Genomic DNA, 14,715 nt, shown 5'->3' on the forward strand with positions numbered 1-14,715 from the left:
CTATTGAAGTCAACAAAAAAGTCCGTGAGTTTCACGGAATTTTTATTGGAAAACTCATTTCTAAAGAGCTTTCGTGAGGGCTTTCGACGACTTTTAGGATCGGAATCCCGGCCGCGCCGAAGGCGGTCGTGACCGTGTCGGCGATGAGCGTTGCCACGGCCGCGCGCATGGGTTCGAACCCGAGCGCGAGGAGAATCCCCATGGGGATCGCAACGGAAACGCTGAAGCCCGCAGCGCCTTCGAGGAAGCCCCCGAAGCACCAGGAGATGAGAAGAATCTGGATGCGGCGGTCGTCGGTAACCGCCGAGAGGCTCTTCTCAATCACGGTGATGGCGCCGGTGCGCAGCATCACGTTGTAGGCGAAGATCGCCGCGAAGATGACGAGGACGATGGGCCAGAAGCCCTTGATGACGCCGTAGGAGACGCTTCTTTCAAGCGTTCCCGCGGGAGTGCCGAGGTACCACCCCGCGATCCCGAGAACGATCACGAGCGTGATCAGGATCGAAAGGTAGATGGGCACTTTGTACCTGAGGATCAGGAGGGTCATAACCGCTAGCGGAAAGAGACCCGCAAAAACCGGGAGTATCGACTCCATGATTTCTCCGAAAATGCTTTAAACGTTGGCGCATGCAGGATGCCTGCGCGTTTGATTTCCGGACAGTCTATGAAGCGCTGTTTACAGATTGAATCCGTCAATGGAATGGATTTTCAGAAGAATTGGTATTAACCCGTATTGCCATTATTACTACTTGTTTACTAGGTAGATACGTAGTTCTGAATGGTCAAAATCTCCTTATACTATATAAATTGATTATTAAAATTGCCTGCCATTGAAATCTTTAGGGATGAGGCAAAATGCAGAATAGTTTGTGCATTGGAGCGCTTTTGCGTTTATTTGCGCGCGCGCCGCGTCAAATCAAACTGTTCCCCCTCGTCAGGTTTCAGAACCGGCGTTTTCATCGGCAGACCGTTTCCTGCCTCCTCAATGGCTTTTCTGCTTCTGCCGCTTCCAGGGGGCGGAACTGAGGAAGCGCGACCGAGCGAGTCTTTTTGTTCGTTCATGAACGCGGCTTTGGCAGGAATAGCCGGAAACCTCTCAACCTGCCAGCCACATAGTCGGTAGCTGGCAGGTAACCTGCCATTTTGCCCAAAAATACGCAGTTACCTGCTACCTACCAGCTATCTGTCTGGCAGGTAGCTGGTACTCGAAGAATCTCCCGAAGCCATAATTGGCGACACATCACTCTTATTCTGCGTCCGCGCATGCGAGATCAGAGGATCAGAGGGCTTCGGCAAGAACGGCCGGGAGCTCTCGCCGCGTGTGAGGCGGGCGTCAGCAGCGGGTTGGAAGCGCTCCATTCAGGTTGTAGCAGGAGCCTCATCTTCTCGGATATTATCTGCGGTCAGAATATTAAAGATTTGAGTTTAAAACTTTAATACTGAAGCGGTATGCAACAATATAATTAAAGAAATGATTAATGTTCTTTAATGAGTGCTAGGCTTATTAAAGTTTTCAAGGTTGAGTTACTGTGATCAGCAACAATCCGAGATCCGGATTTATTCGGCAGAACCTTGCCGGTGCCCAAAGTTACGGTTCGTTCGTGCCGGCTTCGCTCCCGCCTGAGCCTTCGATTGAACCAGATGAAGAACTGAACGGACTGCTCCTCGAGGCGAAAACAAAACTCGCGTATCTCAAGGGGGCTGCGAGGCATATTCCCAATATGGAGATGTTCCTTGCCATGTACGTGCGCAAGGAGGCGCTCTTTTCTTCTCAGATCGAAGGTACGCAGGCTACGCTCGACGACATCCTCGACCCCATGGTTGATCACACCTCCAATCGCGACATTCTCGATGCCGTCGACAATGTGCAGGCGGTCCTCTTTGCCGTGAAGCAGCTTCAGGACGTCCATGGGCTTCCGTTAAGCCTTCGTCTGCTCCGGGAATCGCATAAGGTTCTTCTCGGGCATTCGAGAGGCAAGGACAAATCTCCCGGAGAATTCCGGCATTCCCAGAACTGGATCGGACCGACAGGATGCTCCCTGCGAGAGGCTTCCTATGTGCCTCCTAATCCGGACGACATGATGGAGGCGCTCAATGCCCTTGAGTTGTACCTGCACGTCCCCGATGAGTTGGATCCGCTGATTCGCGCCTCACTCATACATTATCAGTTTGAGACGATTCATCCTTTTCTCGACGGCAACGGCCGCGTCGGGCGCCTTCTGATCCTCCTCTTTCTCATGGATCAGCAGGTGATTGACGCGCCTTACGTATACATTTCGTATTTCCTTAAAATACACCGCACTCAGTACTACGAGCACCTGACATCGGTTCGCGAGAACGGAACGTACGAGGCCTGGGTTAAGCTTTTCCTTCGGGCAGCCGGAGAGGCGGCTCAGGATGCGGTTGAAAGCATTGAGAAGCTCTCAGCACTCGCCGCGGCTTCCCGCGAAAGAATCCTGTCGGGTGTCCGCGGAACCAGCGCACGCGCCAAGCTGGAAGCGTTCTTGAGCTACCTTGAAGGAGCTCCGATCATTGAGATCAAGCGAACCGCATCGGATCTGGGCTGGAGCTTTCCGACAACTTCCAAATACGTAAAGCTCTTCTGCGAAGCCGGCATTCTGAAGGAAGTGTCTGGTCGGTCGAGAGGACGGGTGTTTGCGTTTGAGGACTATCTTGCGGTGCTTAGGAAAGACATGGAGCCGCTGTGAGACTCGGGAGGCTCTGCCGCTCTTTGGTCCGGTTCTGCACGGCTAGAGGAAGAGCGCGCAGAAAGCTTTGAAAACTTCGTCCGGAGGCGGAACACTTCCGCTCCGGACGCGTTCGGCATCCTCCTTACTCAAGCGGCAGCAGCTTCGTATAAATCTCAACCCCGCGATCAAGCACGCGTTCGTCAAAGTTGAAGCGGTCGGAATGAAGCGGAATTCCCGTGCCCGTGCCGAGGAGCATGAAGAGTCCCGGGAGCGTCTTCTGGTAGAAGGCGAAGTCTTCAGCAATGAGAAGGGGCTTGGGGAGCTTCTGGAGTTCCGGAATGCGCTTTTCGGCATCTTCGAAAAGATTTCGATCGTTGATGACGGGCGGATAGCCGTCGGATTTCGTGATGCGGATCCCGACGGAAAGATCCTTGCTGATGCGGTCGGCGATTTCGTGGAGATGGTCCCAGGCGTAATTGAAGGCTTCGCTGCTGAAGACGCGAAGCGACCCTTCGAGATGCCCGGCGGCGGCAATGGCGTTTCTCACGGTGCCGGCAGTGACGCGGCCGAATTTGAGCGTGGACGCCGGGTCGACTTCGGATTTGAGGTGTGAGAGCATCTGGTCGGCTTCAACGACAAAGCGCGCCATGGCGAGAAGGGCATCCGCACCGTCCTCAGACTTCGCAATGTGCGTGCTTTTTCCCGTAAAGTCGACCGTGATTTCGTTCGACTGCGCGAGAAGCGGCCCGGGAAGAGACGCCACGACGCCCATCGGGAGATCGGGCCAGAGGTGGAACCCGTAGATCGCCGTCGCGTTCTTATCTTTAAAGACCCCCGATTCGCAGATGAGGCGTGCGCCGCCGGTGGTTTCCTCTGCAGGCTGGAAGACGATGAGAACGTTCTTCGTGAGCTTTGATTTGAGCCCTGCCACAACCTCGGCGAGCCCGAGCGCCATCGCCATGTGGCCGTCGTGGCCGCAGGCATGCATTTTGCCGGGATGCTTCGACTTGAAGTCCGAATCCACGGCTTCGCAGATGGGGAGCGCATCCATGTCGGAGCGGAAGGCCACGGTCTCGGGCTTTCCGCAGTCAAAATAGGCGCAGACCGCATGGCCTTCGGGCGAGAAGACCTCGCAGGGGAGGTTCGCGAGCACGCTGCGGATGTAGGCAGTCGTTTCGGGAAGATCGAGGTCGAGTTCGGGGATGCGGTGAAGATCGCGGCGGTAGCGGGTAAGACGCTCGAGCATGGCTGAAAAGGGTAGAGGCAGAGTAGGAGAATACGGATCCGGCCCGGGAAAACCTTCCCCGGGCCGGAAATGACGGCATTCAATCGGGGATGAATGCGTATCAGGGGGTGCGGAGCGCGTCTTCGAGCACGGTCTTCTGGGTCGTGCGCTCATCCTTCTTCGTCTTGATGATGCGCGCGGGAACGCCCGCGACGACGGCGCCGGCCGGAACGTCGCTGATGACGACGGAACCGGCGGCGACGACCGCGCCTTCGCCCACGTGGATGCCTTCGATCACGACGGCGTTCGCGCCCACGAAGCAGTTGTCTTCAATAATGACGGGCTTCGCGGAAGCAGGCTCAACCACGCCCGCGAGCACGGCGCCTGCGCCGATGTGGCAGTGCTTGCCCACCGTCGCGCGGCCGCCCATGACGACGCCCATGTCGATCATGGTGCCTTCGCCGATCACGGCGCCGATATTGATGATGGCGCCCATCATGACGACCGCGCCGTCGCCGATCGTGACCTGGTCGCGGATCACCGCGCCCGGCTCGATGCGGGCGTTGATGTTCTTGAGGTCAAGAAGGGGAATGGCCGAATTGCGGCAGTCGTTTTCAATGACCATGTCGTCGATCCTGTCCTTGTTCGCTTCAAGGATGGGACCGAGAACCTTCCAGTCGCCGAAGACCACCTTGTCGCCCGCGCCGAAGACCTGGGCCGTGCCGTAGTCGATCGGAGCCTTTTCACGGATCGTGATCTTCACGGGGGTCTTCTTCTCAGCCGTGGCGATGTAGTGAATGATTTCCTGGGCGTTCATCATTTGGGTAAATTTCCTCTTGGAATCGGGTTGCGTAAAAGTTTGATTTTGTCCGGGGACTGTGAGCGTTCGGTATTTCTCTCAGGAGAAAAGGAGGTCGTCCATGGTGTACCAGCCGGGCGCCCGGTCCTTCAGCCGCTCGCCCGCCTTGATGGCGCCGAGCGCGAAGATGCGGCGGGATTCCGCACGGTGGGTGAGGGAGAGCTCCTCGTCGGGTCCGAAGAAGGAAACCGTATGGACGCCGGCAACGGTGCCGCCTCTTACGGCATGGACGCCGATTTCGTTCCCCTCGCGCTTCATCATGCCCTCGCGGCCGTAGACCGTGCGGCGCTTGCCTTCCGGGTCGATGGCCCGGAGGAGGAGCTTAGCCGTTCCGCTCGGGGCATCAGCCTTCATGCGGTGATGGGTTTCGACGATTTCAATGTCGAAGTCGTCGCCTAAGAGCTTCGCGGCTTGAGCCGACAGGTGCTTGAGAACCGCCACGCCCACTGAATAGTTGGCCGAAAGAATCACCGGAGCGCATTCGGCGAGCGAGCGGATTTCGGCAGCCTCTTCGGCGCTGTACCCGGTAGTGCCGCAGACGAGCGCTGCGCCCGTTCTGCGGATATAGGCCGCGACGGCAGGGAGCGCCGCGGGGGAGGAGAAGTCAATGAGCGCGTCGACCCGGCCGAGGTTCGCGAGTTCATCAATATTCTCGGCGAGGTAGGCGCCTGCGACTTCAATACCGCGCTCTTCGGCGCAGGAGGCGATCATTTTTCCCATTCGGCCCATGCCGACGAGCGCGATTTTCATGGTGAATCCTTTTTCCTGGATGTGTGTGTCCGAATCTGAAGCTCAGATGAGGCCCGCAGCCGCCATCGAGCGGCGCAGCGTCTCGCGGTGGGCTTCCGTCATCGGGCAGAGGGGGAGACGGTAGCCGCCGACGTCCTTCCCCATCAGGTTGAGGGCTTCCTTCACGGGGATGGGGTTGACTTCGATGAAGAGGTCGTTCGTGACTTCGAGGAGCTTCAGCTGCAGGTCGCGCGATTCCTTCACGCGACCTTCGAGAAAGTCCATCACCATGCGGTGGGTTTCTCTCGGGGCGACGTTAGCGAGCACCGAAATGACGCCCGAAGCGCCGAGCGCGAGCATCGGAACGATCATGTCGTCGTTGCCCGAATACATGACGAAGTCGTCGGAGAGGTAGCGGGCAATCTTCGCCGCATAGGAAATGTTGCCGCTCGCTTCCTTGATGCCGATGATGTTGGGGTGCTTCGAGAGGCGCGCTACGTTGGCTTCCGAAATCGAGCAGCCCGTGCGGCCCGGGACGTTGTAGAGAATGCAGGGAATCTTCACCGCATCGGCGACCGTCGCGAAGTGGCGGTAGATGCCTTCCTCGTTCGCCTTGTTGTAGTAGGGCGTGATGATGAGGAGGCCGTCGGCTCCGAGGCGCTCGAAGGCGAGCGACTTCTCAAGCATGGTGCGGGTGTCGTTCGAGCCCGAACCGCAGATCACCGGAATGCGGCCCGCGACGCGCTTCACCGTGTACTCGCAGACGGCGTTGTCCTCTTCGTGCGACATGGTGGAGGATTCGCCGGTCGTGCCGAGGATGACGAGCGCATCGGTTTCGTTTTCGAGGTGAAAGTCAATGAGTTCGCCCAACTTCTCAAAGTTGACGGAACCGTCTTCATTGAAGGGTGTGACGAGAGCAACGAGGGAGCCGCGTACGGGGATTCTGGACATGATGGATTTCGCTCTGAAGGGTTGAGGGTCTGGTCCTGAACGACCGTGAGGAAGCTATTGTGCCTGAAAGGGCGGAAGCGACCCGGGGAGAGCGGCGCTGGGAATGAAAACTCGTGCTCCCCCGCGGCGCATAAAAGAAAAGCGCCAGCAAGGTTGCAAGAGCCTTTCTGGCGCAAAGCGGCAAAGCAGGCAGAGCGCTTAATGCCGCAGATTGACCGGAAAGATAGCGCAACTGCCGGGATGCTTCATTCGTCTCTTAATGAAGCCGATTCCCACCGATTGGCAGACAGTCCCGCAGGTATCTCCTGCGGACCCATCTGCGGTCCCTGCCGGGAGAAGCCGCAGATTCGGCGGTTTTGCCTCGCTTCGGGATCCCTGCCTGCCGGCTCATCCGAAGCTTCTCGCAACCGCACCTCTATCGTTCGTATCTCTAACCTTATCAGATGAAGCCGCCCGGGATAGCGGCCTGAGAGTAAAGAGAAGTGCTTATATCGGTCGATCCGGATTAAGCGACAGCTTCCCCGGGCGTCGTCCGAAAGCAGAGATCAGCGCGAGAGGAGCGCTGCGGGCGGCTCTTTCCCGAACCACTTCTGGTAGATCTTCGAGAATTCGCCCGACGCCTTGATGGCGCTGAGGCCCGAGTTGATGCGCTTCAGGAGCTCGGTATTGCCCTTTTTGACCGCAATGCCGAGATTCTCTTCGGTGAGCGCCACGGGGAGCGACAGCACTCGCCCCTTCCCCGCAACGGCTGCGTAGTAGTCGTTCGTCGGAATGTCGTTGATGACGGCGTCGACGCCCTTGTTCCTCAATTCAAGGAAGCATTCGTTCAACTGGTTGAAGACCCGGACGCGGGCGTTCGGGATCTTTCTCGCGGCTTCTTCGCCCGTGGAGCCGATGGAGACGGCGAGGAGCTTCCCTTCAAGGTCCTTGGCCGTGCGGATCGTCGTGTTGTCGATGTTGACCACGACGCCGAGGCCCGCAATGTAGTAGCGGTCTGAGAAGTCGACGCTCTTCGCGCGCTCCGGCGTAATCGTGATGTCGTTGATCGCGATGTCGATGTTTCCGGTCTTCAGGGCCGGAATGAGGCCGTCAAACGCAATGTTGCGCACCTCGACATTGAAGCCTTCGGCTTTCCCGATCGCGCGGATCACGTCGACGTCGAAGCCAACATACTGGCCCGTCGCGGAATCGCGGGAGCCGAAGGGCGGATAGGCGGCATCCATGCCGGCAACGAGAAGGGGCTTTGAACCGGTCGCTGCCGAGAGCGGAGAGAAGGCGGCAAGGCCCGCGGCGGCGGAGCCGAGGGCGAAAAGTTTGAGGAGCGTGCGTTTGTGCATCGCAGATGTCCGGAAGAATAGAAGTGTTCCTCGAAACATACCGTAGCCGGCATGCTCATGCCGGACGCCTGTCGAGAGGTATTACGCTCCGGATCAAGAAAGCGTTCGGAAGCGGAGGCTCCGGTCCGTGAACATCGTCCTTTTGGAATAGAACTATTCGCCTTCGCGGGCCAGATCCACCCATTCATTGGGCGGCGCAGCCTTCTCGAGCTCGGAAAGCTTAAGGCGCGCCACGGTCTCTGCCGCTCCTCCCGCGGGATGGCGTTCGGGCAGCGACCTGAGGGACTCGTCAAAATAGATCGGAACGCCTCGCTTTGCCCCGATCGGCGTCATGCTGCCCGGGCCGTGCCCGGTCATTTCGAGGCGCTCTTCCGAAGGTATGAACTTCATGCTTTCCTGGAAGCGCCTGCGGAATTTTTTGCCATCAACCCGAGGGGCCCCCGCGAGCACGATGAGCGCCGGCCCGGAAAGGAGCTTTACGGCCATGGTTTTGGCAATGAGCCTCGGCTCGCACCCGAGAAGCCGAGCGGCATCGGCTACGGTCGGGGTGGCGTCCTTCTCAAAGAAGACGATCCGGTCGAGGAGCCCGAGCGGTTCGAGCGCTTGTTGAACGGAAGCGAGCGTCATGATTATCTGGAGATTCTGGTTCTGGCTGGACAGATATTTCGGAAAGGCCGTGTCGGGCCTGCCTCGTCCGGGCTATGAAATCAGTACATGGTAATCCTTCTGAAGCCGCTGATTCTGTTCGCCTTCAATCTGCCGGCGGCGTTCAATGTACCAGTCGACGAAGGTGCGCACGCGCTTCAGGCCCGCGGCTTCCGTCGTGGTGCCGATGTAGTTTTCAAGGTTCGGCACATGCCAGCCGTCCAATACCGGCACCAGGTCGCCCTTCACGATGTCCGCAAAGCAGTGGTGCGCCGGGAGGTCGAGAATGATGCCTGCTCCGGCGATGGCGGCAGCCTTGGCTGACAGAATGTTGTTGAAGCGGATTTCGGACTTGAAGCGGTAGGAGACCTCGTCGCGGCCGAGTTGCAGGATTGCCGGATGTTCGCGGCAGTCGCCCGTGAAGAGGATGCCCGAGTGCGAGGAGAGGTCCGCGGGCTTTTTGGGGAACCCCCGTTCGCTGAGATATTCGGGCGAGGCGCAGGCGACGAAGAGAGAGCGCGTCACCCAGTGTTCGACCAGCCACTTCTTTCTCACGGGCCCGTAGTAGAGCATGACGTCGCAGTCGCCCTTCATGTAGCCCGCGGACGCGTGGTCCACCGTCACGTCGAACGATACCTCGGGACAGATCTTCAGAAAGTCGACGAGCATCGGGACGATCTCATGCTGCATGAAGCCCGGCATGCAGCCGAGCCGGATGCTCCCCAAGAGCGAATCCTGATTGCGGGCCAATTTCCCAAGACGGTCCTCAAACTGCTTGAGAAGGGGCTCGAGCGACGCCTGGGCTTCAAGCGCAAACTGCGTGGGCGTGATGCGGCGGCCCGAGCGCGAGAGAAGAGGCCTTCCCACTTCCTCCTCGAGTCCGGCGATGATGCGCGAGAGCTGCGCACGGTCCATGCCGTTTCTGATCGCCACGCGGGAAATTGCGCCCTCGCGGAGCACTTCAAAGAGAAGCTTCCAGACGTCAAGATCATACCGGTGCTGGGGCATTGGAATAATCCCTGATAGAGACGAATACGAACAAATTTTCGTGAGCGATTCGTCACGGAAAAACATGCCCGAATTGTAAAGGCTGAAGGCCGGTTTGAACGTGCATCAGGAAAAACCACATGCCGCTGCGAGCGGGACTGCAGTCATTTCAAATCGTGTTATTTACATCACGTATTACCGTGTTTATTTTGTTGCTCAATGTGTGTCGGATGGAGCATATAGTAGAGGTATGAAAAGAGATCCTCGCGCGATCTTTGAGCGGCGGATCGGTCAGGTTTATTTTGCATGCTCCCGATTCATGCAGAGCGCATCTTGATTCGGTTTTACGCCCTTCAGGCATCGCGCCGGGGTCCTCCATTTCCCAGACCCCGCTCAACGGCGTCAAATTAAAAGGAGCAAAAAGGATGTCCTGCCTTTGCAAGTATCACGACGAACTCATCAGCACCCGTCGTCACCTTCACACCATGCCTGAAGAGGGCTGGAGCGAATTCACGACGACGGCATACATCGTCGAGAAGCTGCGCAAGCTCGGCTATGAAGTTCTGATGGGCAAGAAGGTAATCAACCCCGACAACTGCCTCGGCCGCAGCCAGAAGGTGGTCGAAGCGGGCCTCGCCTACGCCCGCAAGAACGGCGTTTCCGAAGAGCTTCTGAAGGAAATGGACGGTCTCACGGGCTGCGTCGGCGTGATGGATACGGGCCGCCCCGGTCCCACGCTCGCGATCCGCTTCGACATCGACTGCGTGCCGGTGACCGAATCGACGGATGCCGACCATATCCCCGCGAAGGAAGGCTTCTGCTCGACCCGTCCGGGCCTTATGCATGCCTGCGGCCACGACGCCCATACCTCCACGGGCCTTGCCGTCGCGCACTGGTTTGCCGACCACAAGGACGAGATGAAGGGCAAGCTCAAGATTCTCTTCCAGCCGGCTGAAGAAGGCGTGCGCGGCGCTGCCGGCATGGCCGCTTCGGGCATCGTCGACGATGCGGACTATTTCCTCGGCGCTCACATCGCCATGATGTGCAAGACGGGCGAACTCTCCGTCAAGCCCTACGGCTTCCTCTGCACGACGAAGCTCGACGTCACCTACACGGGCCGTCCGGCTCACGCGGGCGTTGAACCCAATGCCGGCCGCAACGCCATGGCCGCCGCCTGCAACGCGTTCGTGCAGCTTCTCGGCATTGCCCGCCACGGCTCCGGCATGACCCGCATCAACGTGGGCCAGCTCATCGCCGGCGAAGGCCGCAACGTGATTCCGTCGCATGCCCTCATGAAGATGGAAGTCCGCGGCGAAACGGGCGACATCAATCAGTACATGTACGACGCTGCTGTCGCCATCATCAAGGGCTGTGCAATCAGCCAGGGCTGCGAATACAAGATTGAGAAGATGGGCGAAGCCGTCGACCTCACGAACGATGAAGAGCTCGTCGACGTCCTCACGAAGGCCGGTGAAGCCGTTGAAGGCATGACCGTCCGCAAGGACCCGATGAACTTCGGCGGCTCCGAAGACGCCACCATCCTCGCGCGCCGCGTTCAGGCGCACGGCGGCAAGGCTGCGCTCTTCGTGATCGGCGCGAACCGTCCGTCCGGCCACCACACCTCGAAGTTCGACATTGACGAAAAGGCGCTGGATCAGGGCCTCGCCGTCTGGACGAACGCCGTGAAGGAAATCCTCGGCTGATAGCACCCTGAGGAAAGCTTCTCTCCTCCCGGGGAGAAGCTCCTCAAAAGAAAAGCGGCGCGAAGCTCCGGCATCAACGGAGTTCCGCGCCGCTTTGCGTTCGGGGAGTGCAGGTTCTCCGGGTCTCAGGCGGACGGCAGCGCCTCCGCAAAGGGACCGGTCGAAAAGTCCTTCGCCATGCTTCGCGCCATTGCCACGAGCCGCATGAGGGCGGGCGAAGCCGTGGAGAGCGAGGGAAGCGCAATCCCGAGCGTCACGCGCTCCTGAGGCGAGAAGGGCTTCAGCACCACATTGCCCTTGAGGTTGATGCTCTGGAGGCGGTTGTTGACCGAAACGCCGAGCCCCGCATTCACCATCGCGTAGGCGGAATAGGGGTCGTTGGTGATGAGGTGCGTTTTGGGAGCCGTTCTATGGCGCGTGAAGAAGTCGTCGATGTCGGTGTTGTGGTGCACGCGCGGATAGATGAAGGGCTCTTTCGTGATGTCTTCGGCCGTCACCGTATCGCGGCTTGCAAGGGGATGCTCCGGCGGAAGCCAGGCGACGAATTCCGTTTCCATCAGCGGGAAGAAGTCCCCGTCATAGGAATGCTGCGAGAGAAAAGCGCAGTCGAGGGTGCCGTCCTTCAAGCGCGTGACGAGTTCCTGATCGGTGCCTTCAACGGTGGAGAGCGTAATCGCCGGGTAGGCGTCGGAGAAGTGCTTGAGAAGTGGCGGGAGCCACGTGGTCGAGATGCTGAAGTAGCTCCCGATCGTGAGTTCGCCCATGACGAGGCCCTTCACGGCGGCAATTTCCTCATGAACGCGCTTTTCCGCGAGAAGGAGCTCTCTCAGGCGCGCAATAACGGGTTCCGCTCCCTTGGCGGGGACGACGCCTCTGCGTCCGCGAAGAAGGAGCGTCGTTTTGAGCTCATCCTCGAGGGATGTGATCTGGCGGTTGAGGCCCGACTGCGTCATGCCGAGCTTTTCTGCAGCAAGCGAAAAACTTCCTGCCTCTATGGCAGTGATGAGGTAGGAAACCTTTTCGAGATTCATGACAGACAAACTCCGCGGTAAATTTGCGCCGGAACAAAAAAGCACATCGATTGTACGCATTTCCAATTCGAATAGCGATGACCGTTTTCAAGCCGGGATCCCGCATAATTTCTAGGGAAGAGCAGAATTTTGTCCCTGTTCTGAGAAGAGTTCCGGGAGGAGCGGAAATGTCGGCAGCGCCATCAGAAAAATCCCCTGTCGAACCGAGAGATTGGTCGAGGGCTGAAGTGAAGGACGGCGTCTGCACGATCATCCTCATTCTCACGAAGGTTGAGCAGCTTTTCGATACGGATGTGCCGGTTCCGAGCGAATTCGTTGCGCTCGACAGCGACGTGCTCGGTTTCTTCACGAGCACCATCAAAAAGCACCACAAAACGTGCCGCGAATTCCGGTTCATCGTCCGGCTTCCCGAACAGGCGCTCCGAGAAGTCGAGCCCTACATGCGTACGAGCGTTGATCTGACGCTCAAGGGATATTTCCTCGCGCGGGAGAAAAGAATCGCGGAGCGCCTTCATGAGCATTTTCAGGACGTCTGGAAGATGTTCAGCTTCGGCTTTGCCTTCATGCTTGCCTGCACGCTGCTGAGAGCCTATTTCGCGCCCGAAGAGGTCCATTCGCTCATGAGTTCCTTCCGGGAAGGCCTTCTCGTGATCGGCTGGGTGGCGCTCTGGAAGCCGGGTGAGAAGCTCCTCTTCAACTGGTGGCCGTTGAAGCGCGAACTTGTCTCCTGGCACAAGCTCTCAAAAATGGAAATGAAGGTCGAGACCTTCGAAGCGACATAATCTGACGTTTCATTCTCTAGGATAACCATAGAAGAAAGCCGAACGGTTTCCCCTGGCGCTTCTGAGCCTGGGGAGATGCGGCTTCAAAAAAAAGGGGGCGTCCCGAATGGGATCACCCCCGAAGGTTCAGCTGATTTCGTCAGCTTTTTTAGGCTCTGATCACATGATCAGAAGGTATAGCGAACGCTTGCCTTGAGTGCATGATTTCCGCGGTCTTCCGCACCGAAGCCGAAACGGTAGTCAAGGCCCAGGGACAAATTGCCGCTCACGGCAGAAACGCCGAACTGAGCGCGGCCGAGCGCATCGTCGATCATGTCCGATGCGACATTCACGCCTGCAATGGTCGCATCAACCTCCTTGTCGCCGAGCTGCGGGACGACCGAGAGATCGAACCTCGGCACAACAGTCCAGCCTTCAGCGCTGAAGTTCGTGCTGACGGCAACGCCGACAGGCGATTCAACGAGATTCACGTCGCTCGTGTCGCGATCCTCAAGATCATCCGAGGAGATCCGCGAGTAGCGAAGGCCGATGTAGGGGACTACCTGAATGCCGGCATCGTATGCGAGGTAATCCACCCGAACGCCGAAGGTATAAGCAGAAGCATCAACCTTCTCATGAGCGTAAGCGCCCTTGAGATCATTCGTGGAGGCAAGATAGCCGGCATCTGCCTTGAGGCTCAGCTTCCCAAAATCATGGGCGGCGTAGGCGGCAAGGCCCCAGAAGTCGGCGTCATTCTTCTGCGAGAAGACCGACTCCTCAGCTTCCGCATCCGCAGTTCCGACCGTAAGGGCCGCACCGAACCGAGTGCCGTTCGCGGCGGCATAATCGCCGCCGAGGACGCCCCCGTAAAGGTCGGCGCTGTAGCCTGAGCTACCGTAGAGCGTATCAGCCTTCGTGCGGGAAGCATAGACATCTGCCCAGACGCTGAAGCCATCGCGCGGTGCTTTTTCAAGCATGCGGCGGGCAAGCGAATCCGTGAATTCAGCCAGAGCATCGTAAAGAACGTTGTAGATGCCGGACGTGACGGCCACATTCGCGAATTCCTGAACGGCATCCTCACCGGCAGCTGTCAGATGGTAGCCCTCGGCATCAACCGTGGAGAGGCGGTCATCTGAGCCTATCCGATCAAGGAAGCCCGCCGTAAAAGCGCTCATGCCCTGCTCATAGAGCCCCGAAATGATCCTGCTCCCGGTGCTCGTGGGATCCGCGAGCGCGAGGACGTTCGCAGTAACCGTTCCCTTACCGGAGTCGACCGTGAAGGTCACGAACTTGTTCTTCGTGAAGAACCTGAAAGTCGGCTAATGCTTACTCAGAGTCTTCTGCCGGAAGGGTCTCTTCCAGATCCTTTGCATTAAAGGTCTGCACTTCTTCGGAATAAAGCATCTTCAGGAACAGCTGATCGCGTTTGATCATCTCGGTCGACCAACGCTTTCTGGCGAACTCATTCTGCACCGTCACTGTTTCCACACAATTAAACCATGCCATCAATCCGCGCAGTGTTGTTGCCTCAAGCCACTTTCGCACGCCGTCGCAGGCTTTGCGATCCTGTTGCGTAAGACTTTCGTCAGCGGCAAGCCTGGCCGCTTCGAGCCGGACCTTGTTGATGGCAGTCTGCAGATAGAAGTGGTACCCCAGAGCTACCATCCTGCACAATTCCTTGCCGCGAACCTTTCGCATGCTCCAGACTCGAGCCCGGTCGCCGTCGAGTTCGCTTTTACTGACTCGATACGATTCTTCGATGCGGTTGCGCATGCGGTAGCGCTTGAGCGTAACCCA

Annotated in this window: 13 protein-coding genes, 1 pseudogene and 1 riboswitch; of the genes and pseudogenes, 3 read left to right on the forward strand and 11 right to left on the reverse strand. The window is 58.3% G+C overall.

Annotated elements, in window-relative coordinates; translation table 11 throughout:
* Positions 1–31 precede the first annotated feature (31 nt).
* Complete coding sequence (locus GBM95_RS08270) at positions 32–595, reverse strand: L-lactate permease (RefSeq protein WP_152158660.1); 564 nt, start codon at positions 593–595, stop codon at positions 32–34.
* A 1,006-nt stretch (positions 596–1,601) separates the two neighbouring features.
* Here GBM95_RS08270 and GBM95_RS08275 point away from each other — a divergent pair.
* Positions 1,602–2,708 (forward strand): Fic family protein, encoded by a 1,107-nt coding sequence (locus GBM95_RS08275; protein ID WP_226963236.1) that lies wholly within the window; start codon positions 1,602–1,604, stop codon positions 2,706–2,708.
* Positions 2,709–2,832: 124 nt separating this feature from the next.
* On the opposite strand, the gene GBM95_RS08280 is transcribed toward GBM95_RS08275, so the two are convergent.
* The 7 genes from GBM95_RS08280 to GBM95_RS08310 form a co-directional block, all read right to left on the reverse strand.
* Positions 2,833–3,936 (reverse strand): amidohydrolase, encoded by a 1,104-nt coding sequence (locus tag GBM95_RS08280; RefSeq protein ID WP_152158662.1) that lies wholly within the window; start codon positions 3,934–3,936, stop codon positions 2,833–2,835.
* 100 nt (positions 3,937–4,036) lie between these two features.
* Positions 4,037–4,735, reverse strand: coding sequence for a 2,3,4,5-tetrahydropyridine-2,6-dicarboxylate N-acetyltransferase (gene dapD / locus GBM95_RS08285; protein WP_226963237.1), 699 nt, complete (start codon positions 4,733–4,735; stop codon positions 4,037–4,039).
* A 78-nt stretch (positions 4,736–4,813) separates the two neighbouring features.
* Positions 4,814–5,524, reverse strand: coding sequence for a 4-hydroxy-tetrahydrodipicolinate reductase (gene dapB, locus GBM95_RS08290; RefSeq protein ID WP_152158663.1), 711 nt, complete (start codon positions 5,522–5,524; stop codon positions 4,814–4,816).
* A 42-nt stretch (positions 5,525–5,566) separates the two neighbouring features.
* Positions 5,567–6,454 carry a 4-hydroxy-tetrahydrodipicolinate synthase gene (gene dapA / locus GBM95_RS08295; RefSeq protein ID WP_152158664.1) on the reverse strand — a complete coding sequence of 296 codons (888 nt, stop codon included), beginning with the start codon at positions 6,452–6,454 and terminating at the stop codon, positions 5,567–5,569.
* 216 nt (positions 6,455–6,670) lie between these two features.
* Positions 6,671–6,880, reverse strand: a riboswitch (Lysine riboswitch).
* 119 nt (positions 6,881–6,999) lie between these two features.
* Positions 7,000–7,791, reverse strand: a complete 792-nt coding sequence (locus tag GBM95_RS08300) for a basic amino acid ABC transporter substrate-binding protein (protein ID WP_152158665.1) — start codon at positions 7,789–7,791, stop codon at positions 7,000–7,002.
* A 153-nt stretch (positions 7,792–7,944) separates the two neighbouring features.
* The gene (locus tag GBM95_RS08305) at positions 7,945–8,418 is read right to left on the reverse strand and encodes a YbaK/EbsC family protein (protein WP_152158666.1); all 474 of its coding nucleotides are present in this window, start codon (positions 8,416–8,418) and stop codon (positions 7,945–7,947) included.
* A gap of 72 nt (positions 8,419–8,490) precedes the next feature.
* Entirely contained in the window at positions 8,491–9,444 is a 954-nt protein-coding gene (locus GBM95_RS08310; protein ID WP_152158667.1) for a LysR family transcriptional regulator, read from the reverse strand.
* 404 nt (positions 9,445–9,848) lie between these two features.
* Here GBM95_RS08310 and GBM95_RS08315 point away from each other — a divergent pair, with 404 nt between their 5' ends.
* Positions 9,849–11,126, forward strand: a complete 1,278-nt coding sequence (locus tag GBM95_RS08315) for an amidohydrolase (protein WP_152158668.1) — start codon at positions 9,849–9,851, stop codon at positions 11,124–11,126.
* Between the two features lie 125 nt (positions 11,127–11,251).
* On the opposite strand, the gene GBM95_RS08320 is transcribed toward GBM95_RS08315, so the two are convergent.
* Positions 11,252–12,157 (reverse strand): LysR family transcriptional regulator, encoded by a 906-nt coding sequence (locus GBM95_RS08320; RefSeq protein ID WP_152158669.1) that lies wholly within the window; start codon positions 12,155–12,157, stop codon positions 11,252–11,254.
* 167 nt (positions 12,158–12,324) lie between these two features.
* Here GBM95_RS08320 and GBM95_RS08325 point away from each other — a divergent pair, with 167 nt between their 5' ends.
* The gene (locus tag GBM95_RS08325; protein WP_152158670.1) at positions 12,325–12,939 is read left to right on the forward strand and encodes a hypothetical protein; all 615 of its coding nucleotides are present in this window, start codon (positions 12,325–12,327) and stop codon (positions 12,937–12,939) included.
* Between the two features lie 167 nt (positions 12,940–13,106).
* Here the strand turns inward: GBM95_RS08325 and GBM95_RS08330 are convergent, their stop codons facing one another.
* Both GBM95_RS08330 and GBM95_RS08335 read right to left on the reverse strand, forming a co-directional pair.
* Positions 13,107–14,204: an autotransporter outer membrane beta-barrel domain-containing protein gene (locus GBM95_RS08330; RefSeq protein WP_152158671.1), complete on the reverse strand. Its 1,098-nt coding sequence runs from the start codon at positions 14,202–14,204 to the stop codon at positions 13,107–13,109.
* Between the two features lie 40 nt (positions 14,205–14,244).
* A pseudogene (locus GBM95_RS08335) lies at positions 14,245–14,715 on the reverse strand (hypothetical protein); the annotation flags it as partial.

Source organism: Sutterella seckii, from assembly GCF_009183815.1.
Lineage (GTDB): Bacteria > Pseudomonadota > Gammaproteobacteria > Burkholderiales > Burkholderiaceae_F > Sutterella > Sutterella seckii.

Bases quoted from the DNA above. Each gene is read 5' to 3' on its own strand.
- GBM95_RS08270 (WP_152158660.1), bottom strand. From the start codon at position 595: ATGGAGTCGATACTCCCGGTTTTTGCGGGTCTCTTTCCGCTAGCGGTT.
- GBM95_RS08280 (WP_152158662.1), bottom strand. From the start codon at position 3,936: ATGCTCGAGCGTCTTACCCGCTACCGCCGCGATCTTCACCGCATCCCC.
- dapD (WP_226963237.1), bottom strand. From the start codon at position 4,735: ATGATGAACGCCCAGGAAATCATTCACTACATCGCCACGGCTGAGAAG.
- dapB (WP_152158663.1), bottom strand. From the start codon at position 5,524: ATGAAAATCGCGCTCGTCGGCATGGGCCGAATGGGAAAAATGATCGCC.
- dapA (WP_152158664.1), bottom strand. From the start codon at position 6,454: ATGTCCAGAATCCCCGTACGCGGCTCCCTCGTTGCTCTCGTCACACCC.
- GBM95_RS08300 (WP_152158665.1), bottom strand. From the start codon at position 7,791: ATGCACAAACGCACGCTCCTCAAACTTTTCGCCCTCGGCTCCGCCGCC.
- GBM95_RS08305 (WP_152158666.1), bottom strand. From the start codon at position 8,418: ATGACGCTCGCTTCCGTTCAACAAGCGCTCGAACCGCTCGGGCTCCTC.
- GBM95_RS08310 (WP_152158667.1), bottom strand. From the start codon at position 9,444: ATGCCCCAGCACCGGTATGATCTTGACGTCTGGAAGCTTCTCTTTGAA.
- GBM95_RS08315 (WP_152158668.1), top strand. From the start codon at position 9,849: ATGTCCTGCCTTTGCAAGTATCACGACGAACTCATCAGCACCCGTCGT.
- GBM95_RS08320 (WP_152158669.1), bottom strand. From the start codon at position 12,157: ATGAATCTCGAAAAGGTTTCCTACCTCATCACTGCCATAGAGGCAGGA.
- GBM95_RS08325 (WP_152158670.1), top strand. From the start codon at position 12,325: ATGTCGGCAGCGCCATCAGAAAAATCCCCTGTCGAACCGAGAGATTGG.